The 15,242-nt window shown below is 44.2% G+C and carries 16 protein-coding genes; 3 read left to right on the top strand and 13 right to left on the bottom strand.

All coding sequences use genetic code 11. From position 1 onward, the window contains the following. Positions 1–744 (bottom strand): lysophospholipid acyltransferase family protein, encoded by a 744-nt coding sequence (locus GTK07_RS02515; protein WP_163632709.1) that lies wholly within the window; start codon positions 742–744, stop codon positions 1–3. A gap of 135 nt (positions 745–879) precedes the next feature. On the opposite strand from GTK07_RS02515, the gene trpS reads away from it, so the two are divergent. Further along, complete coding sequence (trpS, locus tag GTK07_RS02510; protein WP_163632707.1) at positions 880–1,848, top strand: tryptophan--tRNA ligase; 969 nt, start codon at positions 880–882, stop codon at positions 1,846–1,848. A 105-nt stretch (positions 1,849–1,953) separates the two neighbouring features. Here the strand turns inward: trpS and dprA are convergent, their stop codons facing one another. Next, positions 1,954–3,060, bottom strand: coding sequence for a DNA-processing protein DprA (dprA, locus tag GTK07_RS02505; RefSeq protein ID WP_163632706.1), 1,107 nt, complete (start codon positions 3,058–3,060; stop codon positions 1,954–1,956). Between the two features lie 104 nt (positions 3,061–3,164). Between dprA and GTK07_RS02500 the strand changes: the two genes are divergently transcribed. After that, positions 3,165–4,109: an HU domain-containing protein gene (locus tag GTK07_RS02500; RefSeq protein ID WP_163632704.1), complete on the top strand. Its 945-nt coding sequence runs from the start codon at positions 3,165–3,167 to the stop codon at positions 4,107–4,109. 57 nt (positions 4,110–4,166) lie between these two features. Next, positions 4,167–4,679, top strand: a complete 513-nt coding sequence (locus tag GTK07_RS02495) for an acyl-CoA thioesterase (RefSeq protein WP_163632702.1) — start codon at positions 4,167–4,169, stop codon at positions 4,677–4,679. A gap of 1 nt (position 4,680) precedes the next feature. On the opposite strand, the gene GTK07_RS02490 is transcribed toward GTK07_RS02495, so the two are convergent. The 11 genes from GTK07_RS02490 to GTK07_RS02440 form a co-directional block, all read right to left on the bottom strand. Further along, complete coding sequence (locus GTK07_RS02490; protein ID WP_163632700.1) at positions 4,681–5,517, bottom strand: aldo/keto reductase; 837 nt, start codon at positions 5,515–5,517, stop codon at positions 4,681–4,683. Between the two features lie 3 nt (positions 5,518–5,520). Then, a complete protein-coding gene (locus GTK07_RS02485) occupies positions 5,521–6,747 on the bottom strand; it encodes a murein hydrolase activator EnvC family protein (protein WP_163632698.1) in 1,227 nt (408 codons plus the stop codon). A gap of 1 nt (position 6,748) precedes the next feature. Then, the gene (gene lolB1 / locus GTK07_RS02480) at positions 6,749–7,498 is read right to left on the bottom strand and encodes a lipoprotein insertase outer membrane protein LolB1 (RefSeq protein ID WP_235855427.1); all 750 of its coding nucleotides are present in this window, start codon (positions 7,496–7,498) and stop codon (positions 6,749–6,751) included. 32 nt (positions 7,499–7,530) lie between these two features. Further along, positions 7,531–8,451, bottom strand: a complete 921-nt coding sequence (locus GTK07_RS02475; protein WP_163632696.1) for a tetratricopeptide repeat protein — start codon at positions 8,449–8,451, stop codon at positions 7,531–7,533. A gap of 39 nt (positions 8,452–8,490) precedes the next feature. Next, on the bottom strand, positions 8,491–9,507 hold the full coding sequence (locus tag GTK07_RS02470) for a sugar phosphate nucleotidyltransferase (protein ID WP_163632694.1): 1,017 nt from the start codon (positions 9,505–9,507) through the stop codon (positions 8,491–8,493). 90 nt (positions 9,508–9,597) lie between these two features. Beyond that, on the bottom strand, positions 9,598–10,032 hold the full coding sequence (gene dut, locus GTK07_RS02465; protein WP_163632692.1) for a dUTP diphosphatase: 435 nt from the start codon (positions 10,030–10,032) through the stop codon (positions 9,598–9,600). Next, positions 10,022–11,488: a lipopolysaccharide biosynthesis protein gene (locus tag GTK07_RS02460; protein WP_163632690.1), complete on the bottom strand. Its 1,467-nt coding sequence runs from the start codon at positions 11,486–11,488 to the stop codon at positions 10,022–10,024. Before GTK07_RS02460 ends, dut begins: the two co-directional genes overlap by 11 nt. Positions 11,489–11,612: 124 nt before the next feature. Beyond that, the gene (gene atpG / locus GTK07_RS02455) at positions 11,613–12,473 is read right to left on the bottom strand and encodes an ATP synthase F1 subunit gamma (RefSeq protein WP_163632688.1); all 861 of its coding nucleotides are present in this window, start codon (positions 12,471–12,473) and stop codon (positions 11,613–11,615) included. A 100-nt stretch (positions 12,474–12,573) separates the two neighbouring features. Further along, positions 12,574–14,154: a F0F1 ATP synthase subunit alpha gene (atpA, locus tag GTK07_RS02450; protein ID WP_163632686.1), complete on the bottom strand. Its 1,581-nt coding sequence runs from the start codon at positions 14,152–14,154 to the stop codon at positions 12,574–12,576. Between the two features lie 2 nt (positions 14,155–14,156). After that, on the bottom strand, positions 14,157–14,696 hold the full coding sequence (gene atpH, locus GTK07_RS02445; RefSeq protein ID WP_163632684.1) for an ATP synthase F1 subunit delta: 540 nt from the start codon (positions 14,694–14,696) through the stop codon (positions 14,157–14,159). 4 nt (positions 14,697–14,700) lie between these two features. Continuing rightward, positions 14,701–15,201, bottom strand: coding sequence for a F0F1 ATP synthase subunit B (locus GTK07_RS02440; RefSeq protein ID WP_163632682.1), 501 nt, complete (start codon positions 15,199–15,201; stop codon positions 14,701–14,703). Positions 15,202–15,242: the final 41 nt, after the last annotated feature.

Here is a 15,242-nt window from a genome sequence, read left to right as displayed (position 1 = left end):
TTACCCTGAAGGGTCGGTTAGTTCCTTCAAGATTACGGTGCGAACTTCTTCCCTTAAAGTCGAAGTGTCCTCGGAACTGAGAATGCCCGTTTCGAAAAATGGGTGCACCTTGGCCCGCATCCTACCTGGCCCCCCACTTAAAAACGTGAACGAAAACCGCTTTTTGTTATCATAAAAAGTCATGGGTACCACTGGAATTCTATGGGCAATGGCCATCTTAAAGGCCCCGTCCTTAAATTGGTCCAAAACAATATGTTCCTCGGGAACGCCCCCTTCGGGAAAAATGCAGATGCTCAATCCTTGATCCAATCTCCGCTGCGCCCTTCTGTACACTCCGGTGCGGCTCCTCACATCGTCACGGTCCACCATAATACAGACCCGCTTATAGAAAAATCCAAAAACCGGGATTTTTACCAATTCCTTTTTTCCAACAAAAACAAATGGATTTCGGCTTACAACCAACATCAACATGATATCCAACATACTGGTATGGTTGGCCACCAGCATATAACTTTTGCCTTTCACCATTTGTTGTTCCCTAACAATTTTAGGAAAACAACCCATACCAAATAGAATTGGTCTTGCCCAAAGATTTCGCGCTGTCCAAAAAAACTGGGCATACGTGCGTTCGGAAATGGTTAACAGCAGTAAAAAGGGGAAAAACAACAAAATGGGAATGGTAACCAACACATAGAACCATATCCTATAGATTACATGCCCAAAGTTCTTGATAAGCTGTAGCATATGCTAAAAGTAGCCTTTTTGAACGGCTTTGGAAACAAAGAACGATCATCCTTCGACCAATGGTAATTAAGTAGCCGTTTCGGCCACTTTTTTAATACCCAAGGGATGCTTACTTTTACGGGCAAAATTTAAAGGATGGCCCGAATTCTGACCGGAATACAAAGTACAGGTGTACCCCATTTGGGAAATATTTTAGGAGCAATCGTTCCTGCCATACAAATGGCAAAGGATCCTGCAAACGATTCTTTCCTATTCATTGCCGATATGCACTCGCTTACGCAGATCAAAAATGGGGAACTGTTAAGAAAGAACACCTATGCCATTGCCGCTGCGTGGTTGGCTTTTGGACTTGACATCAACAAGACTGTTTTCTATCGTCAGAGTGATATTCCACAAACTGCGGAACTGGCTTGGTACTTGAGTTGCTTTTTTCCCTATCAACGGTTGACCCTGGCCCATTCCTTTAAGGACAAGGCCGATCGTTTGGACGACGTAAATGCTGGTATTTTTACCTATCCAATGCTTATGGCGGCCGACATCTTGTTGTACGATGCCGATATAGTACCCGTAGGAAAGGACCAATTACAACACTTGGAAATGACCCGCGATGTGGCCTCCCGGTTCCACAACCAAATGGGAGAAACCTTTGTTTTGCCACAGGCCAAGGTTCACGAAGAAACGATGTACGTGCCCGGTACCGATGGTGAGAAAATGAGTAAGAGTCGCGGCAATCTTATCGATATTTTTCAAGCGGATAAACCCTTGCGCAAGCAGATCATGGGCATTGTAACCGATAGTACCCCGATGGAAGACCCAAAGGATCCAACCCATGACAATGTCTTTGCCCTATACAAACTATTGGCTTCCCAAGAACAGATCGAGGAAATGAGTGCTAATTATTTAGCGGGAAACTATGGTTATGGGCATGCCAAACAAGCTTTGTTCGAGCTGATTGTAGAAAAATTTGCAGAGCCTCGTGAAAAGTTCGATTACTATATGAACCACCTTAGCGAAGTAGACGATGCTTTGGCCCATGGAGCAGAAAAAGCCCGAAAAGTGGCCAACGAGGTTCTGGCCAAGGTTCGGGAGAAGTTGGGGTATTAATGTTCGGCTTGTCATTCTGAGACGGAACGAAGTGGAGACGAAGAATCCCATACAACCACTCAAAGAGATGCTTCACTACGCTCAGCATGACGTTGGACTCAACTGTCAAATCGCCTCGAACAGTTTACCGGGCAATGGTCGGATAACTCCCTTCATTTCCATATTCAATAGAGTGGACGATGTTTTAAAAATGGGCAATTGGCACTCCAAGGCCACGGTGTCCAGTAATTGTTTCCCGTTCAACTGTAAATACGAGTAGATAGACTGTTCTGTTGGATCCAACTCGATGAAAAGCTGTTTTTGTATAGTGGTTTTCTCATTTTTCTGCTCCAAATCCCATCCTAAAAGATAGATCAGCTCCGCCGCAGAGGTCAACATATGGGCTTTATGTTGTTTGATGAGGTCATTACAGCCCTTGCTCCACTTATCCGAGACTCTTCCCGGTACCGCGAACACCTCCCGATTGTATCCGTTGGCCAAATCCGCGGTGACGAGGCTGCCTCCCTTTTCAGCCGATTCTACCACAATGGTTGCTTCACTCATCCCGGCAATGATCCGGTTCCTTTTCAAAAAATTTTCCCGATCGGGTTGACTGGTGCTCCAGAACTCCGTTAAAAACCCGCCGTTTTCTTCAATCTGATGCTTATACTTTTTGTGCGTTTTGGGATAAATCTGGTTCAAACCATGAGCCAGACATGCAATGGTCTGCAACCCTTTGTACATGGCAGCTTTTTGAATGGCAATGTCCACTCCGTAAGCCAGACCACTTACAATGACAGGATCCAGGGGAGCAATTTCATCGATAAAACTTTCGCAAAAAGTAGTTCCGTAATTGGTCACGTTCCTTGTTCCCACCACACTGATGATCTTACGATGTTTCAAATCCATATTTCCTCTTTGGAACAGCACAATAGGACCATCCACACAATGTTTTAATTGGGTTGGGTACGCTTCATCCATAAAATAAAGGGGGGTGATACCTTCTTGGGACAAAAATTGATATTCCCCTTCGGCTTCGTCAAGATAAATGGGCTTGAACAAATCCCTCAAGGTCTGTTTCCCAATGCCATCAATTTTTAGCAGGTGATGTAGTTTATCCTCAAAAACCGCTTTTGGACTACCGCAATGGGCAATTAATTTCTTCGCGGTGATATCCCCAATATTGGGAATGGCCTGCAGCCTCAGGGCCGCAATAATTTCAGGTTCAGTCATTTGATTTGGGATCAATGTTGTCCACAAAATACAGAATTTCAAATGTTAATAAAAAGTCATTCGGCTTATTTTCTACTCTTCCATTTTTTATAATATTTGTGCCCATGCGGATTGATTCTTACATAGAAAAATTGCTGTTCGAGTACAATTGTGTTGTAGTTCCCGGTTTCGGGGCCTTCTTGGCACACAGCAAATCCGCAGAAATTGATATGGTGACCAAGACCTTTGCGCCACCAACAAAATCCATCTCTTTCAACGCACAACTGTCCAAAAATGATGGGCTTTTGGTATCTCATATTGCCAAGGAAAAAAAATTGGGGTACGAGGAAATTTTGCAGGAGGTAGAAGATGTGGCCAACACCTGGAACAAAAGGTTGACCCTTGGGGAAAGTATTGAACTATACGGAATAGGCAAACTTTTCCACAACAAGGATCAAAAAATCCAGTTTCAACCCGAGAACAAGACCAATTTCTTGACCTCATCGTTCGGTCTTACCTCTTTCGTAGCCACACCCATTCAGCGCGAAGTCTTGAAAGAAGAAGTGCAGGAACTGGAAGAAAAAATTCCGTTCATCATCACTCCAGAGGTGAGGGAAACCACTTCGTTCAGACCTTGGTTGAAATATGCAGCCATTATTTTATTGGCCGTTTCTTTGGGCGTAACCTCTTACCGCACTTATGGAGACCTTCAACAAAAACAGGTTGCTGCGCAGCAAGATGCCCAACAAGAAGTTTCCCGTTTGATCCAGGAGGCAACTTTCTTTGAAAGTGCACCATTGGAACTTCCTGCCGTTGTCATTGAGGTGACCAAGAGACATTTGGGTAAACATCATGTGATCGCTGGTGCTTTCCGTGAAGAGCCCAACGCCGAAAAAAGAGTGGAACAACTCAAAGAAAAGGGATTCAACGCCTTTTATTTGGGCGTAAACCGATATGGTCTGCATCAAGTGGCCTATGACAGCTTTGATGACCCTAAGGAAGCACTTGCCTTTTTAAGGAAAGTAAAGGCCACAGAATCCAAGGACGCTTGGTTGCTTTCCGAGAAATAGCCCTTAATCTTTTTAAACCATACCCCACTTCAATATCTTTGCGCAAAATTAAAAGGTATGCGCGCCAAAACTCCAAGAGAATCACGAACCGTCATGACCGATTTGGTCCTGCCCAGTGAAACCAATCCGCTCAACAATCTTTTTGGGGGCGAACTGTTGGCCCGAATGGACAGGGCGGCCAGTATTGCGGCCCGAAGACACAGCCGAAGGATCACCGTGACCGCTTCGGTAAACCATGTGGCCTTTAACCGTGCCGTTCCCTTGGGTAGCGTGGTCACCGTTGAAGCTGCCGTTTCCAGAGCGTTTACAACCTCCATGGAAATTTTTATCGATGTGTGGATCGAGGACCGGTTTACTGGGGAGCGTACCAAGGCCAATGAGGCCATTTATACCTTTGTAGCGGTGGATGACACCGGAAAACCAACTGAAGTCCCTCTACTGGAGCCAGAAACCGATCTAGAGAAGGAGCGTTTTGCCGCCGCACTCCGAAGAAAGCAATTGAGCTTGGTGTTGGCAGGTAAGTTAAAGCCCTCGGATGCCACGGAACTGAAGGCTCTGTTCATGTCCTAGTTTAAAAATCGAAATTATCCGGATTTGGACCAAAGCGTTTGCCCCTTTCCAAGCTATCCAACAACTGCACATCGGCTTCATTGATCTCAAAATCGAATAAATCCGCATTGGCAATAATGCGTTCCTTTTTGGATGATTTGGGAATGGTCACCACTCCTTTTTGAAGATCCCAACGCAATACGATCTGTGCAATGGTCTTGTTGTATTTGGCCGCAAGATCTTTCATTACCTCCAAATCAAAGATATTTCCCTGCATCAAGGGTGACCAAGCTTCGTATTGTATGCCTTTGGATGCACAGAAATCCAACAGTTTTTGTTGCACCAAATACGGATGGAACTCCATTTGGTTCACCATAGGAACAATTTCTGCGGAAGTCAGCAAATCTTCCAAATGATGCTGTAAAAAATTGCTCACACCGATAGATCTAACACGTTTTTCCTTGTAAAGTCGTTCCAAAGCTTTCCAAGTCTCCTTTGATAGATCACCTTTGGGCCAATGGATCAGGTAAAGATCCAGATAATCGGTTCCCAACCGCTCCAAACTGGCATCGAAAGCCTTTAGAGCAGAGTCATAGCCCTGGTCCGTATTCCAGACCTTGCTGACGAGAAAAACATCTTTACGGTCCACTGAACTTTCCTTGATTCCGGTTCCCACACCTTCTTCATTGTGGTAAATGGCGGCAGTGTCAATATGACGATAGCCGTGGTCCAAAGCTTCCTTAACGGCATGGATCACCTCGTTACCATCTTTGGAAAGATATACGCCCAATCCAAAATAGGGCATTTCGACCCCGTTGTGCAGTTCAAAGGTCCCCTGTAGATCTGTAATTTTTTTCATAAGCTATAGTTGATAGATCCACTCCTCGGGATTCAAGCGATTGGAATCTTTATAAAGATAAAACTTCAATTTGGTAGTGCCATCAAACCGATTGGTATCTATTTCGCCCAAGACTTCCTTGGCAGTCACTTTATCCCCTTTTTTTACATACAACCTGGATAGGTTATAATAGGTACTGATGTAGTTTCCGTGCTTTACCTGAACCCCTTTGTTTCCTCCGGGAACAGAAAGGATGGCAATGACCTCTCCCTCAAAAATGGCCCTGGCCTTGCTTCCTTTATCGGTGGTGATGGTAACCCCGTTGTTCTGATGTTTGATGCCCGGATACAGTTTGTCAGCATATACCCCATAACCTTGGCTTTTGATACCTTTTTCCACAGGCCAAATGAGCCTTCCCTTGTTGGCGGAAAAGTTATCGGCGACCAATTTGGACTCAGGCGTTAAAGCAAAAGTGGCACTGCTTGTGGACTTGCCCGAACTTTTATTTGAACTAGCGATTGCACTCTTGATCAATCGTTCTATCTCACGGTCAATTTTACGGGCCTCCTTTTGCTTTTCGGAGATGGCGGCAGTGTATTTGGCCTCATTCTGCTTGATGCTCGTTAAAAGGCTTCTTTGGGATTCAATTTCTTTGGAAAGTTCGTTCTTTGCCTTGGTGTTCTCTGCCAACAATTGTTCCTTTTCTTTACGCTGACGTACCAAATCTTGATTTAATTGGGTCAATTCCTCTGTCTTTTTGATGATATTCTCCCCCTGTTTCTTCCGGTGCTTGGCATATTGTTGCATATACTGAAAGCGTTTGAATGCCTGAAAGAAGTTTTCGGCGGAAAGAAGGAACATCAATCTATTGCTCTGCGATTTGTTCTGATAGGTCTTTTGGATCAGGTTGGCATAATCTTCTTTAAGCAGCTTGAGATCCTCTCTTAATTTACTGATGTTCCTGATGTTGACATTGATCTGCCGATTGAGTAGATTGGATTGCTGGTTGGTGACCCGAATAAGCTCTTGACGAACGTTGATTTTATTGTCCAACGCCTCCATTTGGTCCAAAACGGTACCCTTTTCCTTTCGTTCCGCGAACAATAAACGGTTAATTTCCTTGATTTCCTCCTGAAGACGTTCCCGTTTGGCCTCCAAGGATTTCTGCTCACTGGTCTGAGCAAAGGAATTTTGCGATATAAAAATCGTAAGTATAAGAAAGTAAAAACAATATGAAATTTTACCTTTCATATTACTTTAATGTAATTTTGTCAAATCCTTTAGGCACTTTGTAAGGAAAATTCATAGGTTTGTTCAGTTCCAGGTTACGAAAACTAAGGTCGATCTTGGTCAACTCCCCAGCTTCCTCAGCCGTAATCAGGATTTCATCGGGCAACACGTTCCCTGAAATATCCTGATAGGTATATTTTGCGCTCAACTGTCTTGCTTTTTCAGGCTGTGAAATTTCTTGGGTCGCAATCTTGAAGTTTTTCGGTTCCAATTGGAACAAGATTTTAAAAAGCTCCTGGGCATTTTTGGGCTTTAATTGGTAGTTGCCATCATAAATCTCGGAGTTATACTTTTCCTTTCTCAAATCCATTACGGCATTGCCCAACAACAGGTTCTGTACTTTTTCAAAATCGAGGTCCGTTCCCAACAAATGGCTTAAATAACTAAAGTCACCATCAAAATATTCATTTTCCAATTTGTTATAGAAGGAAACTTTATCCGGTGTGATGTGGGCCTTGACCACTCCAAGAGGAGCACTCATCCAGATTACCTTGTCCTTTTCCATCCGAAGGCTCACATTCACCCCTTGTGACTCGTCACCATTGGTATAATCAATCTTCACCCGACCACTCAACGTTTTAAAACGGGGTTGGTTGGTATAATGGTTGTTGATGATATTTTTTGCGGACAACCTAGCATCCGCTTCGCCTCCAGTAACGGATTTGGTGCTTTTACAAGCTCCTAGGGTAAGCACAAGAAGTAGCATTCCCATTGTTCTAACATATTTGACTCTTCGCTTCATCATCATAATCCGGAATTTATCTTGTTCAAATATTCGTTCGCTTTTTGGGTGTTACCAATTTGGGTATACGCTTTTGAAAGTTCCCTGTACATATTGTTCTGCAAAGGTCCGTCTTCCAAAAGATAATCGAGACCACTCTCCAAAACCTCAATGGCCTTATTGGCATTGGAAGTATTGTTAAGGGCAGTGCCATAGGCAAAATAAAAATAGGGCTGTAAAGGATAGGTGTCCAACGCCTCCTTGGATACGGTCAAGGCATTCTTATAATCCGAAGCGGCCAACAGTTTCTCCAACTGCGTCCGCAACTTGGCAACAGGGTCATCTGTATTCCTTTCTTCTTGTTGCACAACCGGAACAGCGGTTTTTTCCTTTTCCCCTTGGATGGAATCATTGATTTTTTGCCCCAATTCCAATACCAAAGGTGAATTGTTCAATTCCTTCAAGATTTTTTGGGCATCGGCATATTGCTTTCTTTTGAAATAGCACAGCGCTAGGTTTTCCTTCAACTTTTGGTTTTCATATGGAATCTGTGCCTTGATGGTTTCCAAAGGACTTTCTTGTTGTTCCAATACAGAAACCAAATTGTCCAAATACCAATAATCCGAAGGTTCGGCAAGAAGCGCTTCAATGGCATATTCCTGGGCCTGAACGAATTTTTTGTCCAACAAATACGCTTTGGACAGTTCGTAGTCTACCACATCGTCATTGGGGTCCAGCTGTTTACATTTTAAGAACAGATCAATGGCGCGGTCGTAATTTTGGATGCCTTTTTGCTTGAGTGCCTCAAAAAAGTTTTCTTGAAACTCATCGGTATATTCTTCCAGATACACCTCGGCACTTTCCTGTTCTTCTTGGGCATAGGAGGCATTCCATGTCATTGCTGACACTGCAACTCCCATCCAAAGAAAAAACATCTTTTTCATATGATTCAGGTCCCCATCTGTTCAAAAATCGTATCGAAGTTATTCCAAAACGGAATAATCCCCTATGCTAATGGACTCAAAATTACCATTAAAAACCACATAATTGCCGATCATGGCATTATCAAGGTTGGCATTGTAAATTTTACTCTCGTTTTGGATGATACTGTTCTTTACAGTGGAATTTTCCAAAACGGTATTGTCCCCAATGGACACATAAGGCCCAACCGTGGTGTTTTTAAGCACCACGTTTTCACCAATATAACATGGCTCTATGATGTTGGCGTTTTCCAGCGTCACGGAATCCGAAATCATATTTTCGCCTTCCCTTTCCAAAAAGCCCAACATCCTCTGATTGGTTTCCACCGTCACATTTTTGTTGCCGCAATCCATCCATTCATCCACTTTACCTGGAACAAATTTCATGCCCTTTTCCATCATCCTTTTGATACCATCATTGATCTGGTATTCCCCTCCATTGGTAATATCATTATCGAGGACATGTTGTAGTTCATTTCTAAGCACGCTCACGTCCTTGAAGTAATAGATTCCGATTACGGCGAGGTCGGAAATAAACTCCTTTGGCTTTTCCACCAATTCCACAATTTCGGAATCCACGTTCAATTTGACTACGCCATACGCTTCGGGTCTATCGACCTGTTTCACCCAAATAACACTATCGGCGGACTTATCCAGATCAAAGTCGGCCCTGATCAAGGTGTCGGCATACGCAATCACTGCAGGCCCACTCAAGGATTCTTTGGCACTCATGATGGCGTGACCGGTGCCCAAAGGTTGGTCCTGCCGGTAAATGGAACCTTTGGCACCCAGTTCAGCGGCCAGTTCCATTAAACTTTCCACCACGTCATCGCCGAAAAAAGCTGGTTCACCCAAAATAAAGGCAACTTCCGTAATGGGCTCTCCCAGTACTTTGGCAATATCGCTTACCAAACGATGCACGATAGGTTTGCCTGCAACGGGAATGAGCGGTTTGGGAATGGTCAACGTATGTGGTCTTAAACGGGATCCTCTTCCCGCCATGGGAACGATTATTTTCATAATATATGCCCGACAAAGCGGGTGTCTTTAATGGTTAAGTTTCTTTTTCACTTTAAGTCTCGACTTGTGCTAGACCTGACAATTGGTTATTTATTTTGTGCCGGTACTTCCAAATCCACCTTCACCCCTTGTCGTATCGGAAAGTGCATCAACTTCTACCCAAATGGCGCGTTCGTGCTTGGCGATGACCAATTGGGCTATGCGCTCCCCATTTTCAATCACAAAATCCTCAGAAGAGATATTGGCCAATATCACACCCACTTCTCCCCGGTAATCGGCATCAATGGTGCCAGGGGCGTTCAAAACTGTAATGCCTTTTTTAGCCGCCAATCCACTACGTGATCTTACTTGGGCTTCATAACCAATGGGCAATTCTATAAAAATACCGGTTGGTATTATAGCTCTTTCCAAAGGTTTCAACACAATTGGTTTTTCTACGTTAGCCCTAAGATCCATACCTGCAGAGGCCAACGTTTCATAGTGGGGCAACTGGTGTTCTGATCGATTGATGACTTTAATTTCCACGTTTTAAAAAAATGATTTTTAATTTATCCCCTTCCATCTTATATACTAACCCCAAAAATAGCAAAAGTAGCATGCTGCCCGCTATTAAATTTCTATTAAAAACATAGAAGGAAAGGATTGAAAACACCAGTGAAACCGTAAGATAGAACACGATCTTCCGCATGTTATAGGGAATGGGGTAATACTTTCTTCCAAAATAATAGGACAACATCATCATACTTCCATAAGCGGTCAAAGTGGCCCAAGCCGATGCCATATACCCTGCCTTGGGAATAAAAACAAAGTTGATGCCCAGGGTCAATATCGCCCCTACGGATGAAATATAGGCGCCGAATTTGGTTTTATCGGTGACTTTGTACCAAACGGACAGGTTATGGTAGATTCCCAAGCAAAAGCTCGCCAGAAGGATGATGGGCACAATATCCATCGCTTCCCAAAACGCGGCATCGCGAACCAATAGTTTTTTCAGGGGATCGATAAAGACCATGACACCCAAGAAAATAAGGCTGCCCATGAGTACAAAATAATTGGTAATCTGGGCATAGGTCTTTTGCGGGTTCTCTGCCCCTGCGTGGCTAAAGAAAAAGGGCTCTACCCCCAACCGAAAAGCGGTGCCGAACAATGTCATAAAAACCGCCAGTTTATAACAGGCCGAGTATTTCCCTATTTCCGCCTTGGCAACATCTTCGGGCAACAAGCGATCAAGGAGCACACGATCAAAAACCTCGTTTACGGTAAATGCGAGTCCCGCTACCATTACCGGTAGCGCATATTTGAGCATCTCATTCCACAAACGCTTATCAAACTTATACTTACTGTCAAAATAGATGCCACTGACCCATAAAAAGGCAACCCCACTGGAGATTACGTTAGCAATAAAAACATATTCTATCTGAAAATCTTCTTTATGCATGGCGGTCCAGAGCGATCCGCCATTTTCAAAGGCCATTTTTGGCAGCAGGGTCAAGAAAAATATGTTCAACACCAAATTCATTGCCACGCTGGCCACTTTTACTATGGAATACCGAAGGGGGCGTTCCTGTGCCCTAAGCCAAGCAAACGGAACAATGGTCAAGGCGTCAAAGGCCAATATCAGGATGATATAGACTATAAGTGATTCCTTGACATCTATCAACGAGGCTAAATCCTTTTTGAATATTAGGGCCACCACAAAAAACAGTACAGAAGATACCAGTAATGATATCAGCGAAGTTGAAATGACCCTTTCTTTATCGACATTTTTGTTAAAAAAGCGGAAAAAAGCCGTTTCCATTCCGTAGGCAAGGACCACATTAAAAATGGCAAACCATGAAAAAACCACCGAAATCTCACCATACGTTTCGGGGCTCATAACCGATGTGTACAGCGGTACCAGCAAAAAGGATAGCACCCTTGGCAAGACCGTGGCCAGGCCATAGATAAAAGTCTGCTTAAAAAGCCTCTTTAACGGATTCAATCGGTGCGTGTTCTTTTAATCCTTGTTTAGGTGGCTACAAGTTACGGAAAAGCCTTTATCCACAATGGCAGAAAAACAAAAAGGCCACCCGAAGGCAGCCTTATCTGTTTTATATGTTCATGGATTAACCGTTCAACGCTTCCGCTCCACCAACAATCTCCAAAATCTCGTTGGTAATGGCGGCCTGACGGGCCTTGTTATAGGTCAATTTCAATTGGTCCCTAAGATCTTTGGCATTATCGGTCGCCTTGTGCATGGCCGTCATACGGGCACCGTGCTCACTGGCAAAAGAATCTCTGATGGCCTTGTACAACTGCGTTTTCAAGGATTTGGGAATCAATTGCTTTACGATTTCCACTTTGGATGGCTCAAAGATATAGTCCGCTGCTTTAGAAGCATCGCCTTCCGTACTTACAATGGGCAAAAATTGCTCTGACATCACAATTTGGGTAGCGGCATTCTTGAATTTGTTATATACCAATTCAATCTTGTCATAATTCCCTAAGGTGAATTGCTCCATCAAAAACTCGGCAATTTCAGCAACATGGTCAAAGGTCAAATCATCAAACACCTTACTATGGTTGGCAACAATGGTGTTCTTTTTGCGAAGGATGTCGTTTCCTTTTTTACCGATGGCCACAAAATCTACCTGTTTTCCGGCATAAGTTTCGTTTACCAACGTGTTGCATTGCTTTATAATATTGGAATTGAAAGCTCCACAAAGTCCCCTGTTGGATGAAATGGCCACCACCAAAACTTTGTTTACGGCCCTATTTTCGGCAAATACGCTACCTCCGTCACCGTCCAAGCTGGCGCTTAGACCTTGAAGAAGTTCCGTTAACTTATCCGCATAGGGGCGCATGGCCGTGATGGCATCCTGGGCCTTTTTCAACTTTGCAGCAGATACCATTTTCATGGCACTAGTAATCTGCATCGTTGAGCCGATGGATGAAATCCTATTCCGTATTTCCTTTAGATTCGCCATATTCTATTTTGTCATTCCGCACTTGATGCGGAATCTTTTTAGTTATGGATTCCTGCCCTTTCCTTCTACTATGCTCAGGAACCAGCAAGAATGACAATTGTTATGCCTTATACTTACTTGAAAGATCCTTGCAAACAGCGGTCAAAGTATCGGTTACCTCGTCGGTCAATTTACCGGCTTTAAGGTCATCCAATACATTTCTGTGCTTGGCATTCAAGAACTCCAAGAAATCCTTTTCAAACTCTTTTACCTTATTCACCGGAACATCCCTCAACAAGTTCTTGGAACCGGCAAAGATGATGGCTACCTGATCTTCTACAGTGTAAGGATCGTTCTGACCTTGTTTCAAGATCTCCACGTTCCTACGTCCTTTTTCGATCACGTTCAAGGTAGCGGCATCCAAATCCGATCCGAACTTGGCAAAAGCTTCCAATTCACGGAACTGTGCTTGGTCCAACTTCAAGGTACCGGCCACTTTTTTCATGGACTTGATCTGCGCGGAACCTCCCACACGGGATACGGAGATACCCACGTTGATCGCAGGACGAACCCCTTGGTTGAACAAATCCTGCTCCAAGAAAATCTGACCATCGGTAATGGAGATTACGTTGGTAGGGATATAAGCCGAAACGTCACCTGCTTGGGTTTCGATGATAGGAAGAGCAGTCAACGACCCACCCCCCTTTACTTTGGATTTCAAAGATTCGGGAAGGTCGTTCATGTTCTTTGCAATATCGTCATCGGCAATAACCTTGGCGGCACGCTCCAACAATCTTGAGTGAAGGTAGAAAACGTCACCAGGATATGCTTCACGACCTGGAGGTCTTCTCAACAACAAGGACACCTCACGGTAAGCCACCGCCTGTTTTGACAAATCATCATAAATAATCAAGGCAGGACGTCCGGTATCCCTAAAATACTCCCCGATGGCAGCACCAGCGAAAGGAGCATATACCTGCATTGGTGCAGGATCGGAAGCGTTGGCGGCAACAATGGTGGTATAGGCCAAGGCTCCTTTGTCTTCCAAAGTCTTGGCAATGGCAGCTACAGTGGATGCTTTCTGACCTACGGCAACGTAGATACAGTAAACAGGCTGGCCTGCATCAAAAAATTCTTTTTGGTTCAAGATGGTATCGATACAAACGGTAGTCTTACCTGTTTGTTTATCCCCGATCACCAACTCCCTTTGTCCACGACCAATCGGAATCATGGCATCTACGGCCTTGATACCGGTCTGCAATGGCTCATTTACCGGTTGTCTGAAAATTACACCAGGAGCTTTTCTTTCCAATGGCATTTCAACAGTTTCACCAGAGATAGGTCCTTTTCCATCGATTGGGGTACCTAGGGTGTCGATCACACGGCCAACAATTCCTTCACCAACATTGATGGATGCGATACGTTCTGTTCTTTTTACAGTGGCACCTTCCATAATTTCTTTGGATGGGCCCAACAATACTACGCCTACGTTGTCCTCTTCCAAGTTCAACACGATACCCTGCATACCGCCTTCAAACTCCACCAACTCTCCATATTGGACGTTGGCAAGTCCATAGACACGGGCAATACCGTCACCTACCTGTAATACGGTACCCACTTCGTTCAAAGAAGCGGTCGCTTCGAAACCTGATAACTGTTTTTTCAAAATTGCTGATACCTCAGCGGCTTTTACTCCTGCCATTTTTATAGACTATTTGTAAATTCTCTTTTTAATCCGTTCAACTTGTTCGCGATGCTAGCATCGTACTGGGTGTCGCCCACTCGTAGCACAAAACCGCCAAGAATGCTCTCATCCACCTTGTTTTCAATGGTCACCTTGTTACCTGTGGCCTTGGTCACTTGGGCCAAGATTTTCTTCTCCAATTCCGCGGTCAAAGGAACGGCCGTGGTCACATAGGCCACTTCCTCTCCCTTCATTTTTTCGTATTGGATGATATATTTATAGGCCACTTCCTGCAACATCGCGATACGCTTGTTGTCGAGCATGGTCTGTACAAGTCCCTTGGTGATCTCGTTGGCTTCCTTGAAGACTTCCAACAAGACGTTTTTCTTGATTTCCGATTTTACGATAGGGCTTCCCAAAAGACCTTGGAGCTCCTTGTTTTCGGAAATGGTGGCAGCAATGGAACGCATGTCCTTCTCAACGGCTTCTGCCGCTTTCTTTTCCACTGCGTATTCCAACGTTGCCTTTGCGTAGCGAATGGCTGCCCTGTTCTCGTTCATACGCTTAGTTCAATTTGATATTGCCCAACATATCGTCAACCAACTTCAGTTGTTTGTCTTTGTTGGACAGTTCTTCCTTGATCACTTTCTCGGCGATCTCCAAAGAAAGGTTGGCCACTTGAGCCTTGATGTCGGCAACCGCAGCTTTTTTCTCGGCTTCGATAGTAGCTTGCGCCTGCTTGATCATTTTATCACCTTCAACCTGTGCATGTTCCTTGGCTTCGGAAATGATGCTTTCCTTGATTTCCCTGGCTTCCTTCAAAAGAGCATCCCTCTCTGCTCTGGCTTCTTTCAACAGTTTTTCACTATCGGCAGTAACGTTCTGCATTTCCTTTTTGGCCGCCTCGGCTGCCTCAAGGGCGCCTTTAATGCCTTCTTCCCGTTTCTCAACGGCATTCAAAATGGGTTTCCATGCAAACTTTCGCAATAAAAGCAGCAGTCCGATAAAAAGCACCAACTGCCATACAAACAACCCTAAGGAAAACTGTTCAAGTAACTTTTCCATGTATCTCTACTGTTTTTTAATCTTTATACTATATCATTTTT

Source organism: Flagellimonas sediminis (genome assembly GCF_010500845.1).
GTDB classification, from domain to species: domain Bacteria; phylum Bacteroidota; class Bacteroidia; order Flavobacteriales; family Flavobacteriaceae; genus Flagellimonas; species Flagellimonas sediminis.
Note: the sequence above shows the minus strand (reverse complement) of the source record. Positions and strands in the feature narration are given on the sequence as shown.